This window comes from Yinghuangia seranimata (assembly GCF_029953285.1).
Lineage (GTDB): Bacteria > Actinomycetota > Actinomycetes > Streptomycetales > Streptomycetaceae > Yinghuangia > Yinghuangia seranimata.
The window spans coordinates 50,478-75,384 of sequence record NZ_JASAOI010000019.1; the positions used below are offsets into that span (position 1 = coordinate 50,478).

The 24,907-nt window shown below is 73.4% G+C and carries 14 protein-coding genes; 10 read left to right on the plus strand and 4 right to left on the minus strand.

The window, feature by feature from the left end; genetic code table 11:
* Positions 1-11: 11 nt before the first annotated feature.
* From QI554_RS13130 to QI554_RS13155, 6 genes are all read left to right on the plus strand, one after another.
* Positions 12-6,455 (plus strand): type I polyketide synthase, encoded by a 6,444-nt coding sequence (locus QI554_RS13130; RefSeq protein WP_425527970.1) that lies wholly within the window; start codon positions 12-14, stop codon positions 6,453-6,455.
* Between the two features lies 1 nt (position 6,456).
* Positions 6,457-9,579 carry a type I polyketide synthase gene (locus QI554_RS13135; RefSeq protein ID WP_281469525.1) on the plus strand — a complete coding sequence of 1,041 codons (3,123 nt, stop codon included), beginning with the start codon at positions 6,457-6,459 and terminating at the stop codon, positions 9,577-9,579.
* 11 nt (positions 9,580-9,590) lie between these two features.
* Entirely contained in the window at positions 9,591-12,668 is a 3,078-nt protein-coding gene (locus QI554_RS13140) for a condensation domain-containing protein (protein ID WP_281469526.1), read from the plus strand.
* 50 nt (positions 12,669-12,718) lie between these two features.
* Positions 12,719-14,059 carry a lysine N(6)-hydroxylase/L-ornithine N(5)-oxygenase family protein gene (locus tag QI554_RS13145; protein ID WP_281469528.1) on the plus strand — a complete coding sequence of 447 codons (1,341 nt, stop codon included), beginning with the start codon at positions 12,719-12,721 and terminating at the stop codon, positions 14,057-14,059.
* A 62-nt stretch (positions 14,060-14,121) separates the two neighbouring features.
* On the plus strand, positions 14,122-14,892 hold the full coding sequence (locus QI554_RS13150; RefSeq protein ID WP_281469530.1) for a thioesterase II family protein: 771 nt from the start codon (positions 14,122-14,124) through the stop codon (positions 14,890-14,892).
* A 132-nt stretch (positions 14,893-15,024) separates the two neighbouring features.
* The gene (locus tag QI554_RS13155; RefSeq protein ID WP_281469533.1) at positions 15,025-15,705 is read left to right on the plus strand and encodes a DUF4097 family beta strand repeat-containing protein; all 681 of its coding nucleotides are present in this window, start codon (positions 15,025-15,027) and stop codon (positions 15,703-15,705) included.
* Between the two features lie 11 nt (positions 15,706-15,716).
* Here QI554_RS13155 and QI554_RS13160 read toward each other — a convergent pair whose 3' ends face one another.
* Positions 15,717-16,898: an IS701 family transposase gene (locus QI554_RS13160; RefSeq protein WP_281469535.1), complete on the minus strand. Its 1,182-nt coding sequence runs from the start codon at positions 16,896-16,898 to the stop codon at positions 15,717-15,719.
* 582 nt (positions 16,899-17,480) lie between these two features.
* On the opposite strand from QI554_RS13160, the gene QI554_RS13165 reads away from it, so the two are divergent.
* Positions 17,481-18,155, plus strand: a complete 675-nt coding sequence (locus QI554_RS13165) for an LmbU family transcriptional regulator (protein ID WP_281469537.1) — start codon at positions 17,481-17,483, stop codon at positions 18,153-18,155.
* A 73-nt stretch (positions 18,156-18,228) separates the two neighbouring features.
* Here the strand turns inward: QI554_RS13165 and QI554_RS13170 are convergent, their stop codons facing one another.
* Positions 18,229-18,873 (minus strand): FMN-binding negative transcriptional regulator, encoded by a 645-nt coding sequence (locus QI554_RS13170; RefSeq protein WP_281469540.1) that lies wholly within the window; start codon positions 18,871-18,873, stop codon positions 18,229-18,231.
* A 311-nt stretch (positions 18,874-19,184) separates the two neighbouring features.
* Between QI554_RS13170 and QI554_RS13175 the strand changes: the two genes are divergently transcribed.
* Together QI554_RS13175 and QI554_RS13180 are read left to right on the plus strand one after the other, a co-directional pair.
* On the plus strand, positions 19,185-20,693 hold the full coding sequence (locus QI554_RS13175) for an FAD-dependent monooxygenase (protein ID WP_281469541.1): 1,509 nt from the start codon (positions 19,185-19,187) through the stop codon (positions 20,691-20,693).
* Between the two features lie 86 nt (positions 20,694-20,779).
* The gene (locus QI554_RS13180) at positions 20,780-22,576 is read left to right on the plus strand and encodes an ankyrin repeat domain-containing protein (RefSeq protein ID WP_281469543.1); all 1,797 of its coding nucleotides are present in this window, start codon (positions 20,780-20,782) and stop codon (positions 22,574-22,576) included.
* Between the two features lie 15 nt (positions 22,577-22,591).
* On the opposite strand, the gene QI554_RS13185 is transcribed toward QI554_RS13180, so the two are convergent.
* Entirely contained in the window at positions 22,592-23,077 is a 486-nt protein-coding gene (locus QI554_RS13185) for a winged helix-turn-helix transcriptional regulator (RefSeq protein ID WP_281469545.1), read from the minus strand.
* A 157-nt stretch (positions 23,078-23,234) separates the two neighbouring features.
* Here QI554_RS13185 and QI554_RS13190 point away from each other — a divergent pair, with 157 nt between their 5' ends.
* Entirely contained in the window at positions 23,235-24,380 is a 1,146-nt protein-coding gene (locus tag QI554_RS13190; RefSeq protein WP_281469547.1) for an acetyl-CoA C-acetyltransferase, read from the plus strand.
* Positions 24,381-24,459: 79 nt separating this feature from the next.
* On the opposite strand, the gene QI554_RS13195 is transcribed toward QI554_RS13190, so the two are convergent.
* Positions 24,460-24,843, minus strand: coding sequence for a nuclear transport factor 2 family protein (locus tag QI554_RS13195; protein WP_281469549.1), 384 nt, complete (start codon positions 24,841-24,843; stop codon positions 24,460-24,462).
* Positions 24,844-24,907 lie beyond the last annotated feature (64 nt).

Consider the following 24,907-nt stretch of genomic DNA (forward strand, 5'->3'; position numbering starts at 1 on the left):
CCAATACCGACGTGCTCGACTACCTCAAGCGGACGTCGGTCGAACTGCTCGAGACGCGCCGGCGCCTGAACGCGCTGACGGAGGCCGCCGCCGAGCCCGTCGCGATCGTGGGCGCCGCCTGCCGCTTCCCCGGCGGGGCGCGCTCCCCCGAGGAGCTGTGGGAGCTGGTGGCGCGGGGCGGGGACGCGCTGTCGGCCTTCCCCGAGGACCGCCACTGGGACCTCGACGCCCTGTACGACCCGGACCCGGACCGACCGGGCACCTGCAACACGCGCTACGGCGGATTCCTGCACGACGCGGGCGACTTCGACGCCGAGTTCTTCGAGATCAACCCGCGCGAGGCACTGGCCGCCGACCCGCAGCAGCGGCTGCTCCTCGAGACCTCGTGGGAGTCCCTGGAACGGGCCGGGGTCGACCCGCACAGCCTGCGCGGCAGCCGCACCGGAGTCTTCGCCGGCATCGCGTACTTCGGCTACGGGAACCACCACGTCACGCCCGAGGTCATCGCGGGCTACGGGCAGACGGGTTCGCTGCTGAGCGTGGCGTCCGGGCGCGTGGCGTACGCGCTGGGCCTGGAGGGTCCCGCGGTGTCGACGGACACCGCGTGCTCGTCGTCGCTGGTGGCCGTGCACCAGGCGGTGCAGTCGCTGCGGCAGGGCGAGTGCTCGATGGCGCTGGCCGGGGGCGTCACCGTCATGGCGACGACGCAGGTGTTCCGCGAGATGTCGCGGCAGCGCGGCCTGGCGCCGGACGGCCGCTGCAAGGCGTTCGCCGACGCGGCGGACGGCACGGGCTTCTCCGAGGGCGTCGGAGTCCTCGTGCTGGAACGGCTGTCGGACGCGCGGCGGCACGGGCGGCGGATCTGGGCGGTGATCCGGGGGTCGGCGCTCACCCAAGACGGCGCCTCCAACGGACTGACCGCGCCGAACGGGGCGGCGCAAGAGCGGGTGATCCGGGCCGCGTTGGCGAACTCCCGGGTGCAGGCGGCCGATGTGGACGTGGTGGAGGCCCACGGCACCGGCACCACGCTGGGCGACCCGATCGAGGCGCAGGCCGTGCTCGCCGCGTACGGGGCCGGGCGCGACACCGAACGGCCTTTGTGGCTGGGGTCGTTGAAGTCGAACATCGGCCACGCCCAGGCCGCGGCGGGGGTCGGCGGGATCATCAAGATGATCATGGCGATGCGCCACGGTGTGCTGCCCAGGACGCTGCACGTGGACCGCCCGGCGACCCACGTGGACTGGTCGGCCGGCGCGGTCGAGCTGCTGACCGAGGCCAGGGCGTGGCCGAGCGCGCCGGGACGTCCCCGGCGGGCGGGTGTGTCCGCGTTCGGGGCCAGCGGCACCAACGCGCACCTGATCCTCGAGGAGGCGCCCGAGGAGACGGCGGTGCCCGAGGCCGCCGACCGACCCGCGTGGAGTGCCGGACGGGCGGTGCCCTGGACCGTGTCGGCGCGGTCGGAGGCCGCGCTGCGGGCGCAGGCCGGGAAGCTCCACGACGCCCTGACCGCCGATCAGGGCCTGGACGCGGCCGGCGTCGGCTGGACGCTGGCGTCGGGCCGGGCGCGGCTCGAGCACCGCGCGGTGCTGCTCGGCGCGGACCGGGACGAACTGGTCGACGCCCTCCGGTCGTTGCGTGACGGCGTGGAGTCCGCCCGGGTCGTCCGGGGGGTCGCCGGGGACGCCGGCGGCGGCACCGTCTTCATGTTCCCGGGACAGGGCACGCAATGGGGCGGCACGGCACGGGAGTTGTACGACGCCTTCCCCGTCTTCGCACGCAGCCTCGACGAGGTCTGCGAGCACTTCGACGCGCGTCTCCCGTACGCCCTGAAGCCCCTCCTGCTCGCCGACGCGCCCCCGGAAAGCCACGCGGGGCGGACCGACATCGCGCAGCCGGCGTTGTTCGCGCTCCAGGTCAGCCGCTACCGGCTTCTGGCGGCTTTCTGCGGGCGGCCGGGCCAGCTGATCGGCCATTCCGTCGGCGAGATCGCCGCCGCCCACGTGTCCGGAGCCCTGGACCTGGACAGCGCGACCAGGCTCGTGGCCGCGCGCGGCCGGGTCATGCAGGCCGTCCGCGAGCGGGGCGGAATGCTGGCGGTACGCGCCTCGGAGGAGGCCGTGAGCGCCCTGCTCGGCCGCTACGAGCGCGTCGGTGTCGCCGCCGTCAACGGCCCCGGGTCGGTCGTGGTCTCCGGACTCCGCGACGAGGTCCACGCCCTCCGGGACCGGCTCGTCGCCGAGGGCGTCTCGGCGAAACTCCTCGACGTCGCCCACGCGTTCCACTCACCGCTCATGGACCCGGTCCTCGACGAGTTCGCCGAGTCGATCGGCGAACTGTCCGGCGAGGCCGTGAAGATCCCGGTCGTCTCCTCCCGCACCGGCCGCGAGGCCACCCGCGAGGAGCTGACGTCCGTCGAGCACTGGGTCCGGCACGTCCGCGAACCCGTCCGGTTCTTCGCCGCGGTGGAGCACACCCGGGCGGCCGGAGCGAACGTCTTCGTGGAGACCGGCCCCGGATCCACCCTCACGGGCATCGCCAAGGAGGCCTTCGCCGCCCAGGACGTCGACGACGCGGTCGTCCTCTCGGCGTCGCGGCGCGGCCGCGGCGCGGTGGAGGCACTGGTCGAGTCCCTGGCCCGACTGCACGTCGGCGGCGGATCCGTCGACTGGAGCCCCCTGTTCGGCACGCGCCGGCAGGTGGACCTGCCCACGTACGCGTTCCAACGGCAGCGCTACTGGCTGGACTTCGCCGCCGCGACCGGCGCGGCCGACGTCGCCTCCGCGGGGCTGTCGGCCGCCGGACACCCGCTGCTCGGCGCCGTGGTCGACCACCCCGGCACCGACGAGGTCGTGTTCACCGGCCGATGGTCCCGGCGGACCCACGCCTGGCTGGCCGACCACGCCGTGTTCGGCGCGGCCGTGGTCCCGGCGACCGCCTACCTGGACCTGGCGCTGTGGGCGGGAGACACCGTCGGATGCGCGGCGGTCGAGGAACTCTCCCTGGAAGTACCGCTGATCCTGCCCGACGCGGACGACGTGCAGGTGCGGATCGTCGCAGGCGCGGCCGACGGGACGGGACGCCGCGGCCTGGACGTGTACTCGCGCCCTGGCGGAGACGACCGTGCCGTGGGCGGCTGGACCCGGCACGCGACCGGAACTCTCGCGCCGGACACGGCACCCGCGGTCGGACAGGCCGACGAGGAGCGCTCCCTGGCCGTCTGGCCGCCGGCCGGGGCGGAGCCCCTCGACGTCGACGGCCTGTACGACACCTTCGCGGACGCGGGCTTCGACTACGGTCCGGCGTTCCGCGGGCTGCGCGAGGTCTGGCGGCGCGGGGACGACCTCTTCGCGACGGCCACGCTGCCGAAGGCCGAAACGGGCCTTTCCGAGGGCGAGTTCGCCCTGCACCCGGCACTGTTCGACGCCGCGCTGCACGCGGTCGTGGCCGGCGGGGTCCTCGACGTGAGCGGCGACCAGGGCTGGATGCCGTTCTCGTGGTCCCGGGTGGACCGGGTCGGGGAGTGCGGCCCGAGCGTGCGCGTCCGGATCTCCCCGTCCGGCGACGGCGCCGTGACCGTGACGGTCGCCGACGAGCAGGGCCGCCCGGTCGCCCACGTCGGCGCCCTGACGTTCCGTCCGGCGAGCCCCGGGCACCTGCGCTCCGGGTACCAGCGGTCGCTGTACGAGCTGCAATGGCGGCCGGTCACGCGGGAACAGGCAACCGGCCACGCATCGTGGGCTGTTCTGGGAGCCGAGGACGGCCTGGCCGCGCGACTCGCCGAGACCGCCGCCGCCGACGTCGTGGTCCACACGTCCCTCGACGACGTCCTCGCGGGGGAGACACCCCGACACCTCGTGATCTGCCTGGACGACGGCGGCGCGACCGACACCGACCTGAGCGCCGCGGTGGGCCGCGCGGACGCGCATGTGCTGGGCCTGGTCCAGCGGTTCCTCGACGCGGAACCGCTCGCCGGGTCCACGCTCACCGTGCTCACCCGCCTGGCCCTCGACACCGGCGGCGGCGAGCGCGTCGAGAGTCTCCCCGGCGCCTCCGTGTGGGGGCTGATGCGCTCGGCGCAGACCGAACACCCCGGCAGGTTCCGGCTGGTGGACGTCGACGACCACCACGCGTCGTGGGAGCGCGTTCGGGACGCACTCGCCCTCGGCGAGGACCAACTCGCCGTACGCGGTGGCGCGTTCCTCGTCCCCCGCATGGCACCGGCCGCGCCCGCCGACCACCGGATCGCGCCTCCGGCGCCCGGCCCGCACCGGCTCGGCATCCCGAGCAGGGGAACGCTGGAGAACCTGACCTGGGTGCCCGGCCCTGAGGCGGAAGCGCCCCTGACGAGCGGTCAGGTGCGGATCGCCGTCCACGCCGCGGGCCTCAACTTCCGCGACGTCACGATCGCCCTCGGGCTGGTGGAACGCACCGGCATCGACGCCGAGATCGGCAGCGAGGGCGCCGGAACCGTGCTGGAGGTGGCGGACGACGTCACCGGCCTCGCCCCGGGCGACCGGGTGATGGGCGTCTTCCCCGGCGCTTTCGGGCGCGTGGCGGTCGCGGACCACCGGCTGCTCATGCCGATCCCCGGCGGGTGGAGCTACGCCGAGGCGGCGTCCGTGCCGGGCGCCTTCCTCACCGCCTACTACGCGCTGTTCCACGTGACGAAGCTCGAGAAGGGCCAGCGGATCCTCGTCCACGCCGCCGCGGGCGGCGTGGGCATGGCCGCCGTCCAACTGGCCCAGCACGTCGGCGCCGAGGTCTACGGAACCGCGAGCCCGGCCAAGTGGCCCGCCCTGCGCGCGCTCGGGCTGGCGGACGACCACCTGGCGTCGTCGCGGGACCTGGACTTCGCGGACGCGTTCCGGGCCGCCTCGGGCGGGCGCGGCGTGGACGTCGTCCTGAACTCCCTCGCGTACCGGTTCGTCGACGCCTCGCTGACGCTGCTCCCCGGCGGCGGGAGCTTCATCGAGATGGGGAAGACGGACGTCCGCGATCCGCGGCGGGTGGCGGCCGACCATCCCGGTGTCGACTACCGGGCGTTCGACCTGTGGGACGCGGGTCCGGACCTGGTGCACGCGATGTTCCGCGCCGTCATGGACCTGTTCGCCGACGGGCGTCTGCGGCTCAACCCGGTGGCCGTCCGCGACGTCCGCGACGCGCGCAAGGCGTTCCGGGAGATGAGCCAGGGCCGGCACATCGGGAAGATCGTCCTCGACCTGGGCGACGGACTCGGCGGCGGGACCGTGCTGGTCACCGGCGGAACCGGGGGAGTGGGGTCGCTGGTGGCGCGCCACCTCGTCGCCGAACACGGGGTGCGGAGCCTGGTGGTGGCGAGCCGTCGGGGCATGGCCGCGGACGGGGCCGCCGAACTCGTCGCCGACCTGGAGGCGGCGGGCGCGCTCGTCCGGGTCGCCGCGTGCGACGTCGCGGACCGCGCGGCCGTGGCCGAAGAGCTCGCGGACCTGCCCCCGGGGTACCCGCTGACGGCGGTCGTGCACGCGGCGGGCGCGCTGGCCGACGGCACCGTCGAGTCGCTGACCGCCGAGAGCCTCGACCACGCGCTGCACGCCAAGGTCGGCGGTGCGGCCGCCCTGCACGAGCTCACCAGGGACCGCCCCCTCTCGGCGTTCATCCTGTTCTCCGCGCTGGCGGGCACGCTCGGCACCGGCGGACAGGCGAACTACGCGGCGGCGAACGGGTTCCTGGACGGACTGGCGGCGCGGCGCAGGGCCGCGGGCGTGGCCGGCACGTCGCTGTGCTGGGGCTGGTGGGAGGAACGCAGCGGCATGACCGCGCACTTGGACGACGCCGACCTCGCGCGCGTCCGGAGGATGGGCATCGCGGCGATGCCGACCGCTGAGGCGCTGGCGCTGTTCGACGCGGCACGCGCGCTCGACAAGCCGGTGACGATCCCGGCCCGACTGGACGTCGGCGCCCTGCGGCGCAGGGCCCGGGACGAACTGCCCGCCGTCCTCCGCGACGTGGTCGGCGCCGGGCGCCCGGCCAGGACCAGGGCGGACACGACCGGCGACGCCGGACCCCTCGGCTTCGCCGCCCGGCTGGCCGGCCTGGACGACGGCGAGGCGGAGGCGGTCGTGCTCGACTGGGTCCGCGAGCAGGTCACCGTCGTGCTCGGACACCCGTCCGGCGTGGTCGTCGACGTCGACCAGGCCTTCACCCACCTCGGGTTCGACTCGCTGACCTCGGTCGAACTGTGCAACCGCCTGGCGTCCGGGACGGGGCTGCGCCTCCCGACCACGCTCGTCTTCAGCTACCCGACGCCGCGCGAGCTGGGCGGGCACCTGTTCGGCCTGCTGCGTCCCGCGCCCGGCGCGGAAGCGGCGGATCCGACCGACGCGGCGCCGGCCGACCCGGCCGACGCCGCCGGCGACCTGGCGGACCTGGACCTCGACGCACTGGTCGGCCTGGCGCTCGACGAGAGGGGCGTGTGACATGGGCGGCTCCGCGGACCGCGCGGCGGACGGCGCGGACCGGGTCGAACGGGCGCTCCGGACGCTGCTGGAGGAGCGCGACCGGCTCCGCAGGGAGAACGAGGCCCTGAAGGCCGGCCGCGGCGAGCCGGTCGCCGTGGTGGCCATGGCGTGCCGCTACCCGGGAGGCGTCTCCTCGCCGGAGGACCTGTGGGACCTGCTGCGCGGAGGCGTGGACGCCGTGGGCGCCTTCCCCACGGACCGCGGCTGGCGGGACGTCTACGACCCGGACCCCGACACCGTCGGCGCGGCCTATGTGCGCCACGGCGGGTTCCTGGCCGACGCGGCCGCGTTCGACGCGGAGTTCTTCGGCATCAGCCCTCGCGAGGCGCTGGCCGTCGACCCGCAGCAGCGCCTGCTGCTGGAGACCTCGTGGGAGGTGTTCGAGCGGGCGGGCATCGTCCCGGCCACGGTGCGCGGGACCGACGTCGGCGTGTTCACCGGGGTCAGCTCCACCGAGTACGGAATGCGCTTCCTCGAAGGAGACAAGAGCGGTCTGGAGGGCTACCTGCTGCACGGCAGCGCGCTCAGCGTCGCCTCCGGCCGCGTGGCGTACGAACTCGGCCTGACCGGGCCCGCGGTGAGCATCGACACGGCGTGCTCGTCGTCGCTGGTCGCACTTCACCTGGCAGTGCGGTCGCTGCGTTCCGGGGAGTGCTCGCTCGCGCTCGCGGGCGGGGTGTCGGTGATGTCGACGCCCGCGATCTTCGTCGAGTTCTCCCGGCAGCGCGGTCTGTCGGCCGACGGCCGGTGCAAGTCGTTTGCGGACACCGCCGACGGGACCGGCTGGGCCGAAGGCGTGGGCGTCCTGCTCCTGGAGCGGCTGTCCGACGCCCGCCGCAACGGCCATCCGGTGCTGGCCGTCGTCCGCGGCTCGGCGGTCAACCAGGACGGCGCCAGCAACGGGCTGACCGCGCCCAACGGCCGCGCGCAGGAGAAGGTGATCCTGCGGGCCCTGGCCGACGCGGGCGTCGAGGCCGCCACGGTGGACGTGGTCGAGGCCCACGGCACCGGCACCGTGCTGGGGGACCCCATCGAGGCGGGCGCCCTGCTGGCCACCTACGGGCGGGACCGGGAGCACGGCCGACCGCTGTGGCTCGGGTCGTTGAAGTCCAACATCGGCCACGCCCAGGCGGCCGCCGGGGTCGGCGGCGTGATCAAGACGGTCATGGCCGTGCGCCACGGGTTCCTGCCGAAGACCCTGCACGTGGACACGCCCTCCGGGCACGTGGACTGGTCCTCCGGCGCGGTCGAACTCCTGCGCGACGGGCGGGAGTGGACCCCGCCGGACGGCCCTCGGCGCGCCGGGGTGTCGTCGTTCGGCGTCAGCGGCACCAACGCCCACGTCGTCCTGGAGGCGGCACCACCCCGGGAACCGGCCGACGACCCGGATCCGGAGCCGCCCGCCGGCGGGCTGGTGCCCTGGGTGCTGTCGGGAAGGAACGCCGCGGCCGTGGAGCGGCAGGCACGCAAGCTGCGGGACTTCGCCGCCGCCGACCCGGAGTTGGACGTCGCCGACGCCGGATGGTCGTTGGTGGCGAGCCGCACGGGCTTCGACCACCGAGCCGTGGTGCTGGGCCGAGGACGCGACGAACTGCTCAGCGGCCTTGCGGCGTTGGGTGACGGGGCCGAGTCCGCCGCGGTGCTCCGCGGTGCCGCCGCCCGGGAACCCGGCGGCGTCGCCTTCATGTTCCCGGGCCAGGGGTCTCAATGGGCGGGTATGGGAAGGCAGTTGTACGACACCTTCCCCGTGTTCGCACGCAGCCTCGACGAATGCGCGGCCGCACTCGCCGAGTGGGTCGACTGGTCGCTGCTCGACGTGCTGCGCGGTGCCGAGGGCGCGCCGTCACTGGACCGGGTGGACGTGGTGCAGCCCGCGCTGTTCTCGGTGATGGTGTCGACGGCCGCTCTGTGGCGGTCCTGGGGCGTCGAACCGGCCGCCGTGGTGGGACACAGCCAGGGCGAGATCGCCGCCGCTCACGTGTGCGGCGCGCTGACGCTGCGCGACGCCGCCAAGATCGTGGCGCTCCGCAGCCAGGCCCTGATGGCGCTGATCGGCCACGGCGGGATGGCGTCGGTCGTGGAGTCCGCGGACCTCGTGGCGGCGCGCCTCGCGCCCTGGGGCGACCGGCTGAGCGTCGCCGTCGTCAACGGGCCCCGGTCCGTGGTGGTCTCCGGGGAACCGGCCGCACTCGACGAGTTCGTCGAGAAGACGAACGCCGAAGGCGTGCAGGCCCGGAGGATCGCGGTCGACTACGCCTCCCACTCGGCGCAGGTGACCAGGGTCCGCGACCAGGTGCTCGGAGCGCTGTCCGACGTGGCGCCCAGGTCGTCGACCATGCCCTTCTACTCGACGCTGTACGGCGGGAAGACGGACACCGAGGAACTGAACGGCGGCTACTGGTACCGCAATCTGCGCGAGCAGGTCCGCTTCGCGTCGTCCGTCGGGCGGCTGGTCGCCGACGGGTTCCGGGTGTTCGTCGAGATGAGCCCGCATCCGGTGCTGACCGTCCCGGTGCAGGAGATCGTCGAGGACGTGGACGGCGCCCTCGTCCTGGCGTCGGCGCGGAGGGACCGCGACGAGGTGGAGGCCGTGGTCGGCTCCCTGGCGCGCCTCCACGTCCACGGCGGCGCGGTGGACTGGGAGGCGCTGTTCGGGACCCGTCGGCCGGTGGACCTGCCGACGTACGCGTTCCAGCGGCAGCGGCACTGGCTGGACTCCTCGCCCGTGGCGGCGGGGGTGCCCTCGGCGGACCCGCCCGCGACCGACCCGCCCGACGCCGACGCCGTCCCCCTGCCGGACCTGCTCGCCACGCTCACCGGCGACGCGGCGGGGGCACTCGTACTGGACCGGGTCCTCACGACGGTCGCCGTCGTACTCGGCCACCCGTCCGGCGAAACCGTGGACCCCGACCAGGAGTTCAGGAGCATCGGGTTCGACTCGCTGCTGTCGGTGGAGCTGAGCAGACGGCTGGCCGCGACGACCGGGCTCCGGCTGAGGGCCAACACGGCGCTGCGGTACCCGACCCCGAGGCTGCTCGCCGGCCACCTCACGTCCTCGATGGCCGACCGCGGTCGGAACTGATCGCTGAGGAGATGATCGTTGTGCGTTCGTTCGACGCGTCAGCCGCGCAAAAGGGGATGTGGCTCGCGCAGAAGATGTCGCCCGAGACGCTGAACCACGCCCTGGTCGTCTGGGACGTGGACGGTGAGCTGGACGCGGTGGTCATGGAGTCCGCGTTCCGGCGGGTGCTGGACGAGGCGGAGGTGCTCCGCGTCACCTTCGTCGACGACGACGGTGAACCGCGGCAGGTGCCCCGGGAACTGGGGGACTGGCGGCCGTTCCTGCTGGACTGCTCCGCCGCCGCCGACCCCGAACAGGCGGCGCGCGAGGCGCTCGCAAACGTGGTGGGGCGGCCGTTCGACCTGGAGCGGGACCTGCTGCTCCGGCTCGGAGTGGTGCGGCTCGGGGTGGCCCGCTCCCTCGTCGTGATCGCGTACCACCACATGGTGTCGGACGGGTTCGGCGCGGGAGGCCTGCTGTCGCAACGCCTCGCCGAGGTGTACACGGCGCTCGCGCGGGGCTCGGAGGTCCCTCCGCTGCCGCATCCGTGGGACGCCGAACCGTTCGCGGCCGAGGCGGCGGCGTACCAGTCCTCCGAACAGTTCGCCGAGGACACGGAGTTCTGGCGCGACTACCTTGCGGACGCGCCCGGACCCGCGCAGGTCCCCCGCGTCGCCATGTCCGACGCGTCCCGCGCGGCGCTCGCCGAGCGGACGGACAGCGCCGACCGCTGGGCGGAACTGGCCGACTCCATCGGCATGGTGAGCCGGACGCTGACCGTTCCGTGCGCCGAGGCCGCCGTGTGGACCGACAAGGCGAAGTCCCTGGGCGTGTGGATGTCGTCGCTGCTGACGGCGGCCGCGGCGGTGTACTTCCGGCACCGCTGCGACCGCCCGGAGTTCCTGCTCTCGCTGGCCGTGGGCAACCGGGTCGGCGTGGCGGCGAGGACGCCCGGCCTGGCGGTGAACGTCGTTCCCGTGCGGATGCGGGTTCCGCTCGCCGCGACCTTCGCGGAGATCGCCGACGCGGTGGTCGACGAGACGTACGAGATCTTCGGCCACACCACGTGCCACTACTCCGACATCCAGCGCGCGAGCGGGACGGTGCTGAGCGGCCGCGGCGCCTTCGGCGTCGCCGTGAACGTCGTCGAGTTCGCCGAGCAGCTGCACTTCGCCGACAGCCCGGCACGCCACATCGGCGGGACCACCGGGGTGTTCGACGAACTGTCGGTCGCCGTCTACACCGACGGGAGCCCCGACAGCGACCTGCTCCTCCGGCTCGACGCCCCGGCGGGCCTGTACGACGCCGCGGAACTGCGGTTCATCGGAGCGGAGTTGATCGCGTACATCCGCGCCCTGGTCGCGGCCGGCGACCAGCGGCCGGTCGGTGCGCTGGACGTGCTGACCGGTGCCGAGCGGGACCGGGTGCTCACGGCGCCGGACGACACCGCCGTGCCGCCGCCGGGACCGACGGTCCCGGAGCTGTTCGCCCGCCAGGTGGAGCGTGCTCCCGACGCGGCGGCCCTGGTGTCGGGGGACACGGAGGTCTCGTACCGGGAGCTGGACGAGCGATCGGACCGCCTTGCCGAGGCGTTGCGGCGCCGGGGCGTCGGACCCGACACGGTCGTCGCGGTCACGACGCCGCGTTCGGTGGACCTGGCCACCGCCCTGCTGGCGGTGGCGAAGGCGGGCGGAGCCTCCGTGCTCTCCGCCGACCCGGGCGTTCCCGCGGTGGCGTTCGACGACCTCCTGGCGGATACCGGCGAGGGGGACGGGAACGAGGCGCGAGAGGCACCCCTGCCGGCGCGCGCGGACAACCTGCTCGCCGTGGCGCAGGCCTCCGGACCGGCCGGCGAGGCCGCGGTCCTCGCCGTGACGCACGCGAACACCGTGTGGTTCGCCACGGACCGCCACCGGAGCGGTGGCGGGCACGACGCCGTGCTGTGGCACTCGCCACCCACCGCCGAGGGCCTCGCCCTCGAACTGTGGGCGCCGCTGCTGAACGGCGGCCGGGTCGTCGTGGCCCCTCCGGGGGAGCTCGACGCCGACGCGCTCACCGCGTTGCGCGAGGCGCACCCGATCACGGCGGTGCGCCTTTCCGCGGGCCTGTTCTCGGCGATCGCGGCCGAACACCCCTCACACCTCGCGGGACTGCGCGAGGTGCGGACCGACGGCGTGTCCGCGGCGGCGGTACGCCGGGTCAGGGAGGCGTGCCCGGAGCTTGCGGTCGTCAACGGCGACGGGCCCGCGGACGGCACCGCCCGCTACGTGCTGGGGCCGGGGTTGGCGCCGGTGCCCGCGGGCGTGACCGGCGAGCTGTACGTGGCCGGGCCCGGCGTGGCACGCGGCTGGGCCGGGCGGCCGGGGCGGACCGCCGAGTGCTTCGTGCCCTGTCCGTTCGGTCCCGACGGCGGCGTCATGTACCGGACCGGCGAGCGGGCGCGGTGGGGTGCGAGCGGGCTCGAGCACGCAGGCCGCGCCGACGCCCGGGCGGACGTGCGCGGCGTCCTGGTCGAGACCGCCGAGGTCGAGGACGTGCTGTCCGAGCACCCCGGGCTGGCACAGGTGGCGGTGGCCACCGCCCCGGACGACTCCGGTCAGCGGCGGCTGACGGCCTACGTCGTCCCGGCCGGAGTGCTGGGCGCGGGCGGCGCGGTCCCGCCGAACGCCCCCGCCGTCGACGAGCTCCGCCGGTTCGCCGCGGGACGGCTGCCGGAGTCCATGGTGCCGTCGGCGTTCGTGGTGCTCGGACACCTCCCGGCCGGGGCCGACGGGCGGGTGGACCGGGCGGCCCTGCCGGCCCCGGAGTTCGGCGACGGCCGGTACCGGGCACCGCGCGACCACACCGAGAAGGTGCTGGCCGAGGCGTTCGCGGACGTGCTCGAGCTGGACCGGGTGGGCATCGACGAGGACTTCTTCGACCTCGGCGGCAACTCGCTGAAGGCCATCAGGCTGGTCGGCCTGATCCGGGCCGAGCTGAACCTCGAGGTGTCCATCCGCACGCTGTTCGCGGCGCGCACCATCACCGGCTTGACCGACATGTGGGCGGACCTCAACCGGTCGAGCCGGCCGGCCCTGCGCCGGAGGACCAAGGACGGCGAGGTCCTCTGAGCGTCGCACGGGTTCTGTCGGTTCCTTCGATGCCAGCGGGAGAGTTCTCAATGAATGATCGTGAACACGACATCTACGACGTGGTCGGCATCGGGTTCGGCCCGTCCAACCTGTCGCTCGCCATCGCCCTGGGCGAGTACCAGGCGCACGGCCGGGAGGACGGGATCAGCAGCCTGTTCCTCGAGCGCCAGTCCGCCTTCGGATGGCACCGCAACATGCTGCTGCCGTCGGCGACCATGCAGATCTCCTTCCTCAAGGACCTGGTCACCTTCCGCAACCCGACGTCGAGCTTCAGCTTCATCGCGTACCTGCACGCGTCCGGAAGGCTCCCGCAGTTCGTCAACAACCAGGACTTCTTCCCCACCCGCCAGGAGTTCCACCAGTACCTCGAGTGGGCGCAGAACCGGGTGGCCGACCGCGTCGCGTACGGCGCGGAGGTGACGTCGGTCGGGCTGCCGCCGGGCACGGACCCGGAGCGGGCGGACCGGCTGCGCCTCGAGGTGGCGGACGCCGCGGGCCGGCGCGTCGTCGAGGCCCGGAACGTCGTGGTCTCCACGGGCCTGGTCCCGAGCATGCCCGAAGGCATCGAGCGTGACGAACGGGTCTGGCACAGCTCCGAGTTCCTGGACAAGTTCGGCCGGATGGATCCCGCGGAGCTGCGCCGGGTGGCGGTGGTCGGGGCGGGCCAGAGCGCCGCGGAGATCGCCAGGTTCCTGTACGACGAGCTTCCGCACGCCCAGGTGTACGCGATCGTTCCGTCGTACGGCTACTCCATCGCGGACGACACCCCGTTCGCCAATCAGATCTTCGACCCGGCCGCCGTCGACGACTACTACTTCGGCACCGAGCAGACGCGCGAGGCGTTCTGGCGGTACCACCGCAACACGAACTACTCCGTCGTCGACGCGGACGTGATCCGGGACCTGTACCGCAGGACGTACGACGACGAGGTACGGGGGACCGCCCGCCTCCACATCCTCAACCTGACGAGGGTCGCCGCCGTGAAGCGCGCGGGCGCGGAGACCCGGGTCTCCCTGCATTCGGGCCCCGACGCCGAAGTGCGGGAACTCGAGTTCGACGCCCTCGTCTGCGCGACCGGCTACAGCTCGATGGAGCCCACCACCCTGCTCGGCGACCTCGACCGGCACTGCCTGCGCGACGAGGCGGGGCGGTACCGCGTGGAACGGGACTACCGCATCGTCACGGACCCCGAAATGCGGTGCGGCGTCTACCTCCAGGGCGGCACGGAGCACACCCACGGCCTGACCTCGTCCCTGTTGTCGAACATCGCGGTGCGCAGCGGCGAGATCGCCGACTCCGTCGCCGCCCGGTGGCTGGGCCGGAACGCCGAGTCCGCGCTCCTGGCCGAGGTCGGGGGCGACATCCACTGAACGTCTCCCACCGGTCGCGGGGACCGGTCGACGCCGCGGGTACGCGGAAAGGGGATCCTGCCATGAGGAGTCCGGCGGAAGCGCGGTGGATCCGCCGCATCCGGGACGACGACCGGTGCACGACGAAGCTCGTCTGCTTCGCCCACGCCGGCGGGTGGACGAGCGCGTTCCACTCGTGGGGCGCGGGCCTGCCCCGGGACCTCGGTGTGCTCGCCGTCCGCTATCCGGGGCGGGAGGACCGGCTCGGCGATCCGTTCGCGACCACGCTGGACTCCCTCGCGGACGACGTCGCCGACGCGCTGACCGGTCTGGCGCGCCACCGGCTGGTGCTGTTCGGCCACAGCATGGGGGCCTCGGTGGCGCACGAAGTGGCGTTGCGCCTGCGGGAACGGGGGTGGCCGCCGGCCGCCCTGTGCGTGTCCGGCAGGCGCCCCCCGCACGCGCTGGACGGTCTGCGGAAGCTCTGCGGCACGGACGACGAGATCGTCGCGGACGTCGTCCGCTACGACGCGAGCCGTGCCGTGGTCTTCGCGGACCCCGGCCTGCGGGAGATCGTGCTCCCCGCGGTCCGCGACGACTACCGCCTGGTGGACGAGTACGCCGGAGGCCCGCGACCGGCGCTCGACTGCCCGGTGTACGGCTACACCGGCGACGCCGACCCCGAGGCGACCCCGGAGCAGATGAGCCGCTGGGCGGACACGACGCACGGCGCCTTCCGGCTCCGTGTGCTGCCCGGCGGACACTTCTACCTCAGAGCCGGGGAGGCCGCGCTGCTGGCGGACCTGAGTGCCGAACTGGGCCACGGCGCGCCCGGTGTGAAGGCCGCCTCATGACGCGCGCGACACATTGCGTCCTCCCCTCCTGATCAGCCGCCGTCGCGCGCGATGTCCGGCGGCCATGGCACGCGTCGCCATGGCCGCTGTCCGCGTCCCGTCGGCGGCCGCAGACTCCGAAGGCGGCAACACTTGCCGACGTTCGACACACCCGCACCGGTCCGCGTGGTGCTCGACCTGGTGTTCGGCCAGGCCCGGATCGTCGCGGGCGACCGCGCCGAGACGACGGTGCGGGTGTATCCGCGGGACGGCGACGACCGGGACGACGTGCGGACCGCCGAGCGCCTGCGGGTCGAGTACGCCCGCGGCAGGCTGCTCGTGGTCGCCCCCGAGCCCGCCGGAAGCGGGGGCGCCGTGACCGTGGTGATCGGCGTGCCGACCGGATCGAGTCTCGAAGGCCGGGGCACGGCCGCGGACTTCCGAGCGGAAGGGCGGCTCGGCACGTGCCGGGTCCGCACCGGCCTGGGGCACATCCGGCTGGACCGCGCCTGCTGTCTGGAGCTGAGCTCCTCCCTCGGGGACATCCGGGTCGACCGCGCGGCCGGCAGCGTCGACGCGACGGCGGACAGCGGAGACATCGACATCGGCGAGGTGGTGCGCGGGACCGTCGTGGCCACCACCACGGTCGGCGGTATCCGGATCGGGGTCGCGGAGACCAGCCGCGCACACCTGTCCCTCGACTCCGCGGTGGGCACCGTCTACACGTCCCTCTCCCTCCTCGCGGCGCCGGCCGAAGCCGACGACGTCGTCCACGTCCAGGCCCGGACCGAGGTCGGCGACATCCTGGTCGAACGCTCCTGCCCCCGGGGGTGACCGGTGCGCCTCTACGCGGTGTTGCGGGACGGCACGGAGGCGGATCCGAGCAGGCGCCGGAAGGTGTAGGCGGCTGAGACGAGCGTCATGTGGTGGTACCAGCCGGGAAACGAGCGCCCTTCGTAGTCCAACAGCCCGAAGTCCCTTTCCAGGGAACCGATCACGGCCGACGTCCCGGTGTGCAGCGCGGCGGTGGACGCGACGTCCGTGAGCGTGTGGTGGGCGAGGCTGGTCAGCCACAGCGGGCGCGGGCCGCGCGTGGGCCCGGTTTCGGCGAAGAGCCGGTACAGCGGGCCGAGCGGGCGGCCGGTACAGCCGCCCGGGAGACGCACGAGCGAGGTCTGGAGGCCGGTGATGCGCCGCTGACCGTCGGGCAGCCGGATGACGGCCGTCTCAGGGCTCTGCGCGGAGACCAGCGCCTTCGCGCTCACCGGTGCCGCTACTCCCTCGCCGACCGGTGACACCACCAGGTGCGGCGGCACCGCGACGACGAAGTCGCGGCGGCGTTCGGCGAGTCCGTGCACGAGGTAGCCCACGTAGGGTTCGTCGCTCATGTCGACGAGGACGACGGAGGACGCGGAGTCCATACGGGCCGAGAGCCGGTCGACGAGCCGGAGCGCCTGGGCCCACAGCGGCCGGTACTGCTCGGTGTCCGGGATACGCGCGTCCCTGCGGCGTTCGGGGTCCTGCGCCCACGCCGTCGACAAGTGCAGGCACCAGTCGACGGGAACCTGCGTGGCACCCAGGCACAGTAACGAGCCCAGCCCCAGCTGGCAGTTGAGCGTACGGCCCGAGGAATGGTCGAAGTATCGGTGGACGCCCACCGAGCGGTCACCGCGCTTCGGCAGGACGGCTCGGCCGATGGACCACACGGGGTCGGGCCGGCGGGCCGCCGCCCAGCGGGTGAGCTCCTCCATGACCTCGTCGACGTCCCACGGGCTGACACTGACGAACTGGCGCAGCGACTGGACGACGGACGGGTCACGCGAGACCGCGGTGGCGAGTCGGCGCACCGACTTCTTGCCCGACGTGACGAGAAGTCCCTTCAGATATGCGTGCGCCCATTTGCGTTGGTCGATCCGGCGTAAGCTCTTGAAGATCGTGCTGCTGTAATGTTCCAGCGGTGATTCCCAATCGATGGCGTAAGTCGCGTCTCGTGAAGTTGACGACGTCTCCGATCGGATTGCACTCATGCCGCAATAACTCCCCCGAGATTACTGAGCGTTGTCCCGGCAGAGTCTAGGTCGCACACCTGTGTGGCGCCACTATCGGAGGCCGACGGACCGGTTCCGTTCGCCTGCGCGTCACATGATCTTGGCGGTGGGCCCGCTCGCCGGACGGTCGGCGGCGCGATCTCGCTCCCACGCTGGTGACGGAGCCGCTGATCGGTGCGGTGGCGCCGCGCCACGGTGGCCCGACCGGCCCCCGCGGGTCCCGGCGCACCCCCAGATCGCGCCAGTCGGCCGACCGGACCGCCGTGTCAGGGCGGCGTTCGAACTCCGCAAAGTAGTGCTCGATGGCGTCGCGATCCTTGTCATCGGATCGCCGTTCGGGATCTACTCGGAGCGCGGCAGTTGACCATCCCGACCTCGATGGGTAACCGGGCGAAACCCCGGTTTCATTCGCAGGTTGGACGAACTCGTCTGTGGACGGTGGTCACTGCCTTTGGCATGCGTTCGATAAATCGGGGTGAACGCTTCCGTATGCGATGGGGAGCCACCGCAAACCAGCTCGGTCTTTACGCGCTATACGCGCGTTGACACGGAGGTGTGACGATGCACCAGGTCGAGGACTGCCAGGAGCCCAAGGCGCTCTTATTCGGCAGGGGTACAGCGGCGTCGAGGACGCGCGGCTCCGGCGGGGTGGAGCCCCGGCGCGATCCCGTACTCACGACCAAGGTAGGACTGCACATACCCGTAGGACTCGCCTTCGAGGACTGGGAACGCGCGGGGCGCCAGCTGTCCGGGCTGCTCAACTCGTCGTCCTGGTGGCTCGGGGACTGGCTCATCTACGGCAAGGACCACTACGCCGACCGGTACGAGCGCGGTATCCGGGCGGCCGGCCTCCAGTACCAGACGCTGCGCAACTACGCCTGGGTCGCCCGGCGGTTCGCGCTGCACAGGCGACGGCCCACGCTCAGCTTCCAGCACCACGCCGAGCTGGCCTCGCTGCCGGTCGACGAGCAGGAGGCATGGCTCGACCGGGCCGAGCGGATGAAGTGGAACACCAAGCAACTGCGCAACGCCATACGGGCCGGGCGCGAGGGCGACCCGCAGCAGGCGGGCGCGGCGGCCGCGGCGGCGACACGCCGGCTCGCCGTACCCGACAACCGGCTCCAGTGGTGGCACAGGGCCGCCGCCCAGGCCGGCACCGAGCTGGGCGAGTGGGTGATGGCCACGCTCGACGCCGCGGCCAACGAGGTTCTGCAGGAAGCCGACGGCGAGTCGTGAAGGTCCTGGGGTCCGCACACCCCACGGGGTGCGGACCCCACGTCACGGCGAATCCGTCACGCGGTGAGGACCGTCACGACAGGCGGCTCATGAGCTCAGCCGTCTGCGCGTGCCGGGTGCAGCCGCGTCCGGCGAACGACCGCACCACCCGCTCGCGGACCTCGGGGCGCTGTTCCTGGCTGAGCTTGAACATTCCCTCGGCCTTGGACACCCGCATCCGGAAAGCGCCCACACCGGGCACGATCTTGCGGAAATAGTCGACGGATTCGGTCATGTCCCAGCTGTCGCCGAATTCCTTCTCGAAGGCCCGCACCGTCGCTTTGACGACCTCGAGGGTCTCCTCCGTCGACTCGATCTTCTCCACCACGCCGTGCACGTGCACGGACGTGAAGTCCCAGGTCGGGGCGGCCGGCGAAATGCCGTACACGGTGGGGGAGACATAGGCGTGCGGGCCGGTGAACGTCAGTACGACCGCGGTACCGGTCCGCAAAGCCGTCCAGTGCGGATTCGCGCGGTTCATGTGGCCCAGCAGCGGCATGCCGGCCAGGTCCGCGGCGGGCCGTCCGTCCCAGCCGGGGTCGGTGATGACCGGCAGGTGGGTGGCGAACGGCCCGTCGGCGGGAGCCCCGTTGCTGACCATCAGCGCCAGGGGGAACCCGCGCATCAGGTCGACCATCCAGGAAACGTCCGGCTCGCGATAGTCGCTGGGGACGAACATACAGCACCCACCTTTCGTGGTTGACGGGGATTCCATCGTGGCCCGCTGCGGTATTCGAACGGAAGCGCCGCAGCGCCGGATCCGGTGGAATCGAAAAGCGCCGGGGGGCCGTACCGAATCCGTGCCGTGGGGGGCTGGACTTATGAATTCCCGGACGGTTTCCGGGGATTCCCTCCCTCGTTCGGCGACTGTCCTGTCGGCGGGACAGTTTCGCCGTCGTACGTCCCCTCCTTGACCGGCCGATCCGCTTTCCGTGAACGTGGAACCGACGTGAGGACGGGCGGCGCGAAACGGGCTGAGGGGGAACCGACGTGGCACAGACCGGCCTGGACACCGATGTCGTGATCGCGGGCGCCGGGCCGACGGGCCTGATGCTCGCGTGCGAACTGCGGCTGGCGGGCGCCGGCGTCGCCGTCGTGGACCGGCTCCCGGGGCGGACGGGCGAGTCCCGCGCGGGCGGGATCCACTCCCGCACCCTCGAGGTCCTCGACCAGCGCGGGATCCTCGACCGCTTCCTCGCCGTCGGCGAACTGACGCCGGTGGGCCACTTCTCCGGGCTCTGGCTGGACTTCGACGGGGTCGAGTCCCGGCACCCGCTCCCGCTGATGATCCTGCAGTCGGCCATCGAACGGCTGTTGGAGGAGTGGGCCGCCGAACTCGGAGTGCGGGTGGGCTGGTCGTCCGAGGTGACCGGGATCCGCCAGGACGACGACGGCGTGACGGTCGAACTGGGCGCGGCGGAGGCGACCTTGCGCGCCCGCTACCTCGTGGGCTGCGACGGCGGCCGCAGCGCCGTGCGCAAACTGGCCGGCATCGGTTTCCCCGGCACTCCGGCGACCATGACCGCTCTCCTCGGCGACGTGGAACTCCCGGGGCTGCCAGAGGACTTCATCTTCATGCGGCGCTGCGAAGGCGGCCACTTCTCGGCGCTGGCCCTGGAGCCCGGCTGGCACCGGGTGATCACCTCCGAATACGGCCAGGTCGCGGACCGCGACGACGCCCCGACGTTCGAGCAGCTCCGGGCGGCGCTGATCAGGCTCGCCGGCACCGACTACGGCATGCACGGGCCCCGGTGGATCTCCCGCTTCGGCGACGCCGCCCGGCAGGCCGACCGGTACCGCGCGGGCCGGGTGCTGCTGGCCGGCGACGCGGCCCACATCCACTACCCGGCCGGCGGACAGGGGCTGAACACGGGCGTCCAGGACGCCGTCAACCTCGGCTGGAAGCTCGGCGCGGTGGTGCGCGGCCAGGCGCCGGAAAGCCTGTTGGACACGTACCACACCGAGCGCCACCCGGTCGGCGAGCGCGTGCTGCACAACACCCGCGCGCAGTCGGCCCTGGCCCGCCCCGGCGCCGAAACGGAGGCGCTGCGCGAGGTGTTCGGCTCGCTGATCGTCATCGACGACGTGAACGCGCACCTGCGCGGGATGATCACCGCCCTGGACATCCGCTACCCGGCCGACTCGGACCACCCGCTGGCCGGCCGCCGCGTCCCCGACGCCGACCTGAAGACCCCGGACGGCGCCACCCGCGTCTACGAACTCCTGCACGCCGCCCGCCCCGTCCTCCTCGACCTCCGCGGTACCGGCGCGCCGGCCGCGGTCGCCGCGGGCTGGGCCGACCGCGTCGACCTCGTCGAGGCCCGCAGCGACACCGACTCGTGGTCCGTCCCGGCGATCGGCGGGATCCAGGCCCCCGCGGCCCTCCTCATTCGCCCCGACGGCCACGTCGCCTGGGCCGCCGCCCCCACCGGCCGACTCGGCACCTCCGCCCTTCGCGCCGCCCTCACGACCTGGTTCGGCCCGCCCCGCCGCGGCTGAGCCCGCCGTGCGCGCGCTGCCCCGATCCGTCCTGCTCCACCCCGGGTGCGCATGGTCGGCGCCCTGTACTCGGCGACGCCCGAGGAATGTCGGAACGAGCTGCGACGCTCGCCGCCATGGGCTTCTTCGAAGGACTCACCACGCCGGACCCCGAGCCGGTGCCGGCGCCGCCGGAGGAATTCCGGCTGCCGCGCTACGCGCCGCCCGCCGCGGACGGCGGTGAAGAGCACCCGCCGGAGCAGTGGTTCGCCCCCGCCTGGGTCGAGCAGCTCGCGGAGGCGGGGCGCGGCGCCGAGGCGCGGATCATGGTCAACGGCTGGGAGGTCTACCGGCATTCGGCCACTCTGCGGCTGAACGTCTTCCTCCGCGTCACGAAGTCCGGCGGCGGTCTTCACCAGTTGTGGCAGCGCTCGTCCGGCGGCCTGCGCTGCGGGCTGCTGTTCGCGGACGGGCGGCGGATCACGACGCTCGACGGGCAGCCGTACCCGGGCGGCTCGGGCGGACGCCCGACGCTTTCCCTGCGTCCCGGCATGGGCGGCGGCCACCACTACGCCGTGAACCTGCACCTGTCGCGCCTGCCGCCGGAGGGCGACCTGGACCTCGTCGTCGAGTGGCCCGACCAGGGCGTGCCCGAGACACACACGGGCCTGGACGCGGCCGCCGTGCTCGCGGCGTCGCGGCGCGCCGTCGAGGTGTGGCCCGACCTCGCGCCGCCGCCCGCACGGCGTGGGTTGGGCAGGGGGCTGGGCCCCGTCGTGCCCGCGGACGTCGTCGTGTTCAGCAGCAGCGGCGGCGCGTCCGACCTCCTCGCGCCGCGGCCCGCGCCGCAGCCGTACAGCCCGCCCGCCCCGCCTCCGCCGGTTCACGAACAGGGCGACTGGGAGGGGCTGGGGCGCACCGCGTTCCAGGACCTCGCGCTGATCCGTGCGCGCATGGCGCACGGCGCGGACCCGGAGCACCGGTTCGGCGAGGAGGGGACCGTGCTGCACCTGGCCGCGGAATGCGGATCCGCCGAGGTGGTGGGCGAGTTGGCCCGGAACGTGGCCGACGTCGACGTCAGGAGCGGGTTCTACGGGGACACGCCGCTGTGGCGGGCGGTCTGCGCGGGCAACGCCGACAGCGTCGCCGCTCTGCTCGCCGCGGGCGCGGACGCGTGGACCCCGCTCGTCGCGGGCCGGTCCGCCGGTTCCCTCGCACTGCGCACCCCGATGGCACCGCTCGTCAAAGCGCTGCCCGGATACGTGCCGTTGACGGACGCCGAACGCGCCGAACAGGCCGACGCCGACGCCGACGCGCTCGTGTTCCGGGGCATCCACACCGAGGGCGTGTCCGTCGCGTTCGTGGCGGGCGTGAGCGAAGAGGACGTGGTCCGGCGGCTGGGCTCGGACCCCGAACGGTCGCCCGTCCTCGACCTCGACGTGGAGCCGGGGCCGTACGGCACCGGGCCCGGTGGGTTCGACCCCTACGAATACGAGACCTCCTTGCGGTTCCTCGGCGTCACCGGTGTCGAGGGCGGGTGCGTGGTCGTCCAGCCGATGGGCTACCGCGCGTCCACGCCCGCAGTTCTGGCGGCGCTGTCGCCGGGGGCCAGGGCGTACGGCCTGTACTTCAACCCGAAGGGCGGAACCTTCGGCCGCCTGTCTGTCGACGGGCGGGACGAACTGCAGGAGGAGATCGGCATGAGGCCGGGTGCGGACGCCCCCGAGCCGCAGTGGCTGTACCGGTTGTGGAGCTGGGGCCGGGGCGAAACAGCGTGGAGTGCACGAGAGTTGGCGTACTCCGCCGCCATGGCGGGGCTGCGGATCGCCGACGGCGCCGTGGTCTCCGGGCCGCCGCGGCGCTGGGTCGAGTTGCCGGAGGGCAGCGCGCTGCTGAAGTGGTGAGCGGCCGGCCGGGGCTCAGGTGTCCGTGGGGCCCTGGCGGGTCCAGCCCGGGGCCTGGACGTGGGCCTGGACGGTGTGGGGGGTGACCTCGTCGCCGCAGGTGCGGCACATCAAGGTGGCTTCGAGGTCGTGGTCGTGGTGGGTGTACGCGACGGGCGGGTCTGCGTCGAGCCAGGTGTCGCCCCAGCGGGCCAGGAGTTGGAGGACCGGCTTGAGGTCCTGGCCGGCCGGGGTCAGGTGGTACTCGAAGCGGGCCGGGCGGTCCTGGTAGGGGCGGCGTTCGATGATTCCGGCGGCCTCGAGGGAGCGCAGCCGGGTGGTGAGGATGTCGCGGGGCGCGCCGGTGTTGCGGGCGATCGCGTCGAAGCGGCGGTTGCCGAGGGCGATCTCGCGGACGGCGAGGAGCGCCCACTTCTCGCCGACGAGGGCCAGCGTCGCGGCGATCGAGCACGGTCGGCCGACGGTCGCGGGGCGGGGGAGGCGTGTCGCGGGGGAACCCATGCCCACAAGGTTGCCATTTCCAACCCACTGGCGCTACCGTCGGAAGCACAGTGAGTTGGAAAATCCAACCATTGATGTCGATTCCTTCGCAGCAACGCGACGGGCGCGCCGTGGACCGCGAGCGGCGCCGCACCGTCCGGCCGAAAGGCGGCTCACCATGACCGAGGCGTACATCGTCGACGCCATCCGCACCCCCGTCGGCAAGCGCAACGGCGGCCTCGCCGACGTCCACCCCGCCGACCTCGGCGCACACATCCTCGGCAGCCTCGTCGAGCGGACCGGGATCGACCCGGCCGCCGTCGACGACGTGATCTTCGGCTGCCTCGACGTCATCGGCCCGCAGGCCGGCAACATCGCCCGCACCGCGTGGCTCTCCGCGGGCCTGCCAGTGTCCGTGCCGGGCACCACCATCGACCGCCAGTGCGGCTCGTCGCAGCAGGCCGTGCACTTCGCCGCGCAGGGCGTGCTCAGCGGCACCGCGGACCTCGTGGTGGCCGGCGGCGTGCAGAACATGAGCATGGTCCCGATCTCCGAATCGCTGCGCGCCGGACGGCCGTTGGGCTTCGACAACCCGTACGACGGCGCGGTCGGCTGGAACCGGCGCTTCGGCGGCCAGGAGATCAGCCAGTTCCGGGCGGCCGAACTGATCGCCGAGAAGTGGGGCATCAGCCGCGCCGAGATGGAGGACTTCGCCGCCGCGTCGCACGAACGCGCGCTGCGGGCCCGCGCCGAGGGCAGGTTCGACCGCGAGATCGTGCCCTACCGCATCCGGCACGACGAGGGCCCGCGCCCCGTCGACCGGGACAAGATCCGCTCGCTGCCGACGCTGCGCCCGGACGGCCGCATCACTGCCGCCCTGGCCAGCCAGATATCGGACGGCGCCTCCGCGACGCTGATCGCCTCGGAGCGGGCGCTGCGCGAGCACGGCCTCACCCCGCGCGCCCGGATCCACCACATCAGCGTGCTCGCCGACGACCCGGTCTACATGCTCACCGGCCCGATCGCGGCGACCTCCCGCGCCCTGGAGCGCACCGGCCTGACCATGGACGACATCGACCTCGTCGAGATCAACGAGGCCTTCGCCTCGGTCGTCCTCGCCTGGCAGCGCGAGACCGGCGCCGACCTCGCCAAGGTCAACGTCAACGGCGGCGCCATCGCCCTCGGCCACCCGCTCGGCGCCAGCGGCACCAAGCTGCTGGCCACCCTGCTCAACGAACTCGAGCGCACCGGCGGCCGCTACGGCCTGCAGACGATGTGCGAGGGCGGCGGCATGGCCAACGTGACGATCATCGAACGCCTCTGAGCCGAGCCCGCCCGGCGCGTCCGCCCTGTCGGGAGCGGGCGCGACGCGCCGGGTGGGCGGGGCCGACCGGGCGGCGGGCTCAGCCGAGGTCCCACCAGGCCAGGTTCGCGGCGACCTGCGCCAGCGGCTCGATGACCTCCCACGCCTCCGCGATCCGCCCGTCGTCGAACCGCCAGATGTCGACCACCGCGATCCCCGGCCCGCCGCCGGGCAGCCTGCGCCGCGAGTACATGACGACGTGGTCGCCGTCGGCCAGCAGGTTCCGGACCTCGACCTCCATGCCGGCGATGTGGGGGAGGGCCGCGCGCACCTCGGCGAGCCACTCCGCTTTCGTGGACGACGTCGAGTCCGGCTTGTGGTGGACGAAGTTGTCGGTCAGCAACGGCGCGAGCTCGTCCACGCCGCCCGTCTCGACCAGGCCCGCAAGGGCCTTCTGCACGATGATCCTGTTGTCCTGGGTCATGCCACGAGCGTTCACGCCGAAGAGCCGGTTGTCGATGAACTCCCGTTTCATGGCGGCCCGCAGC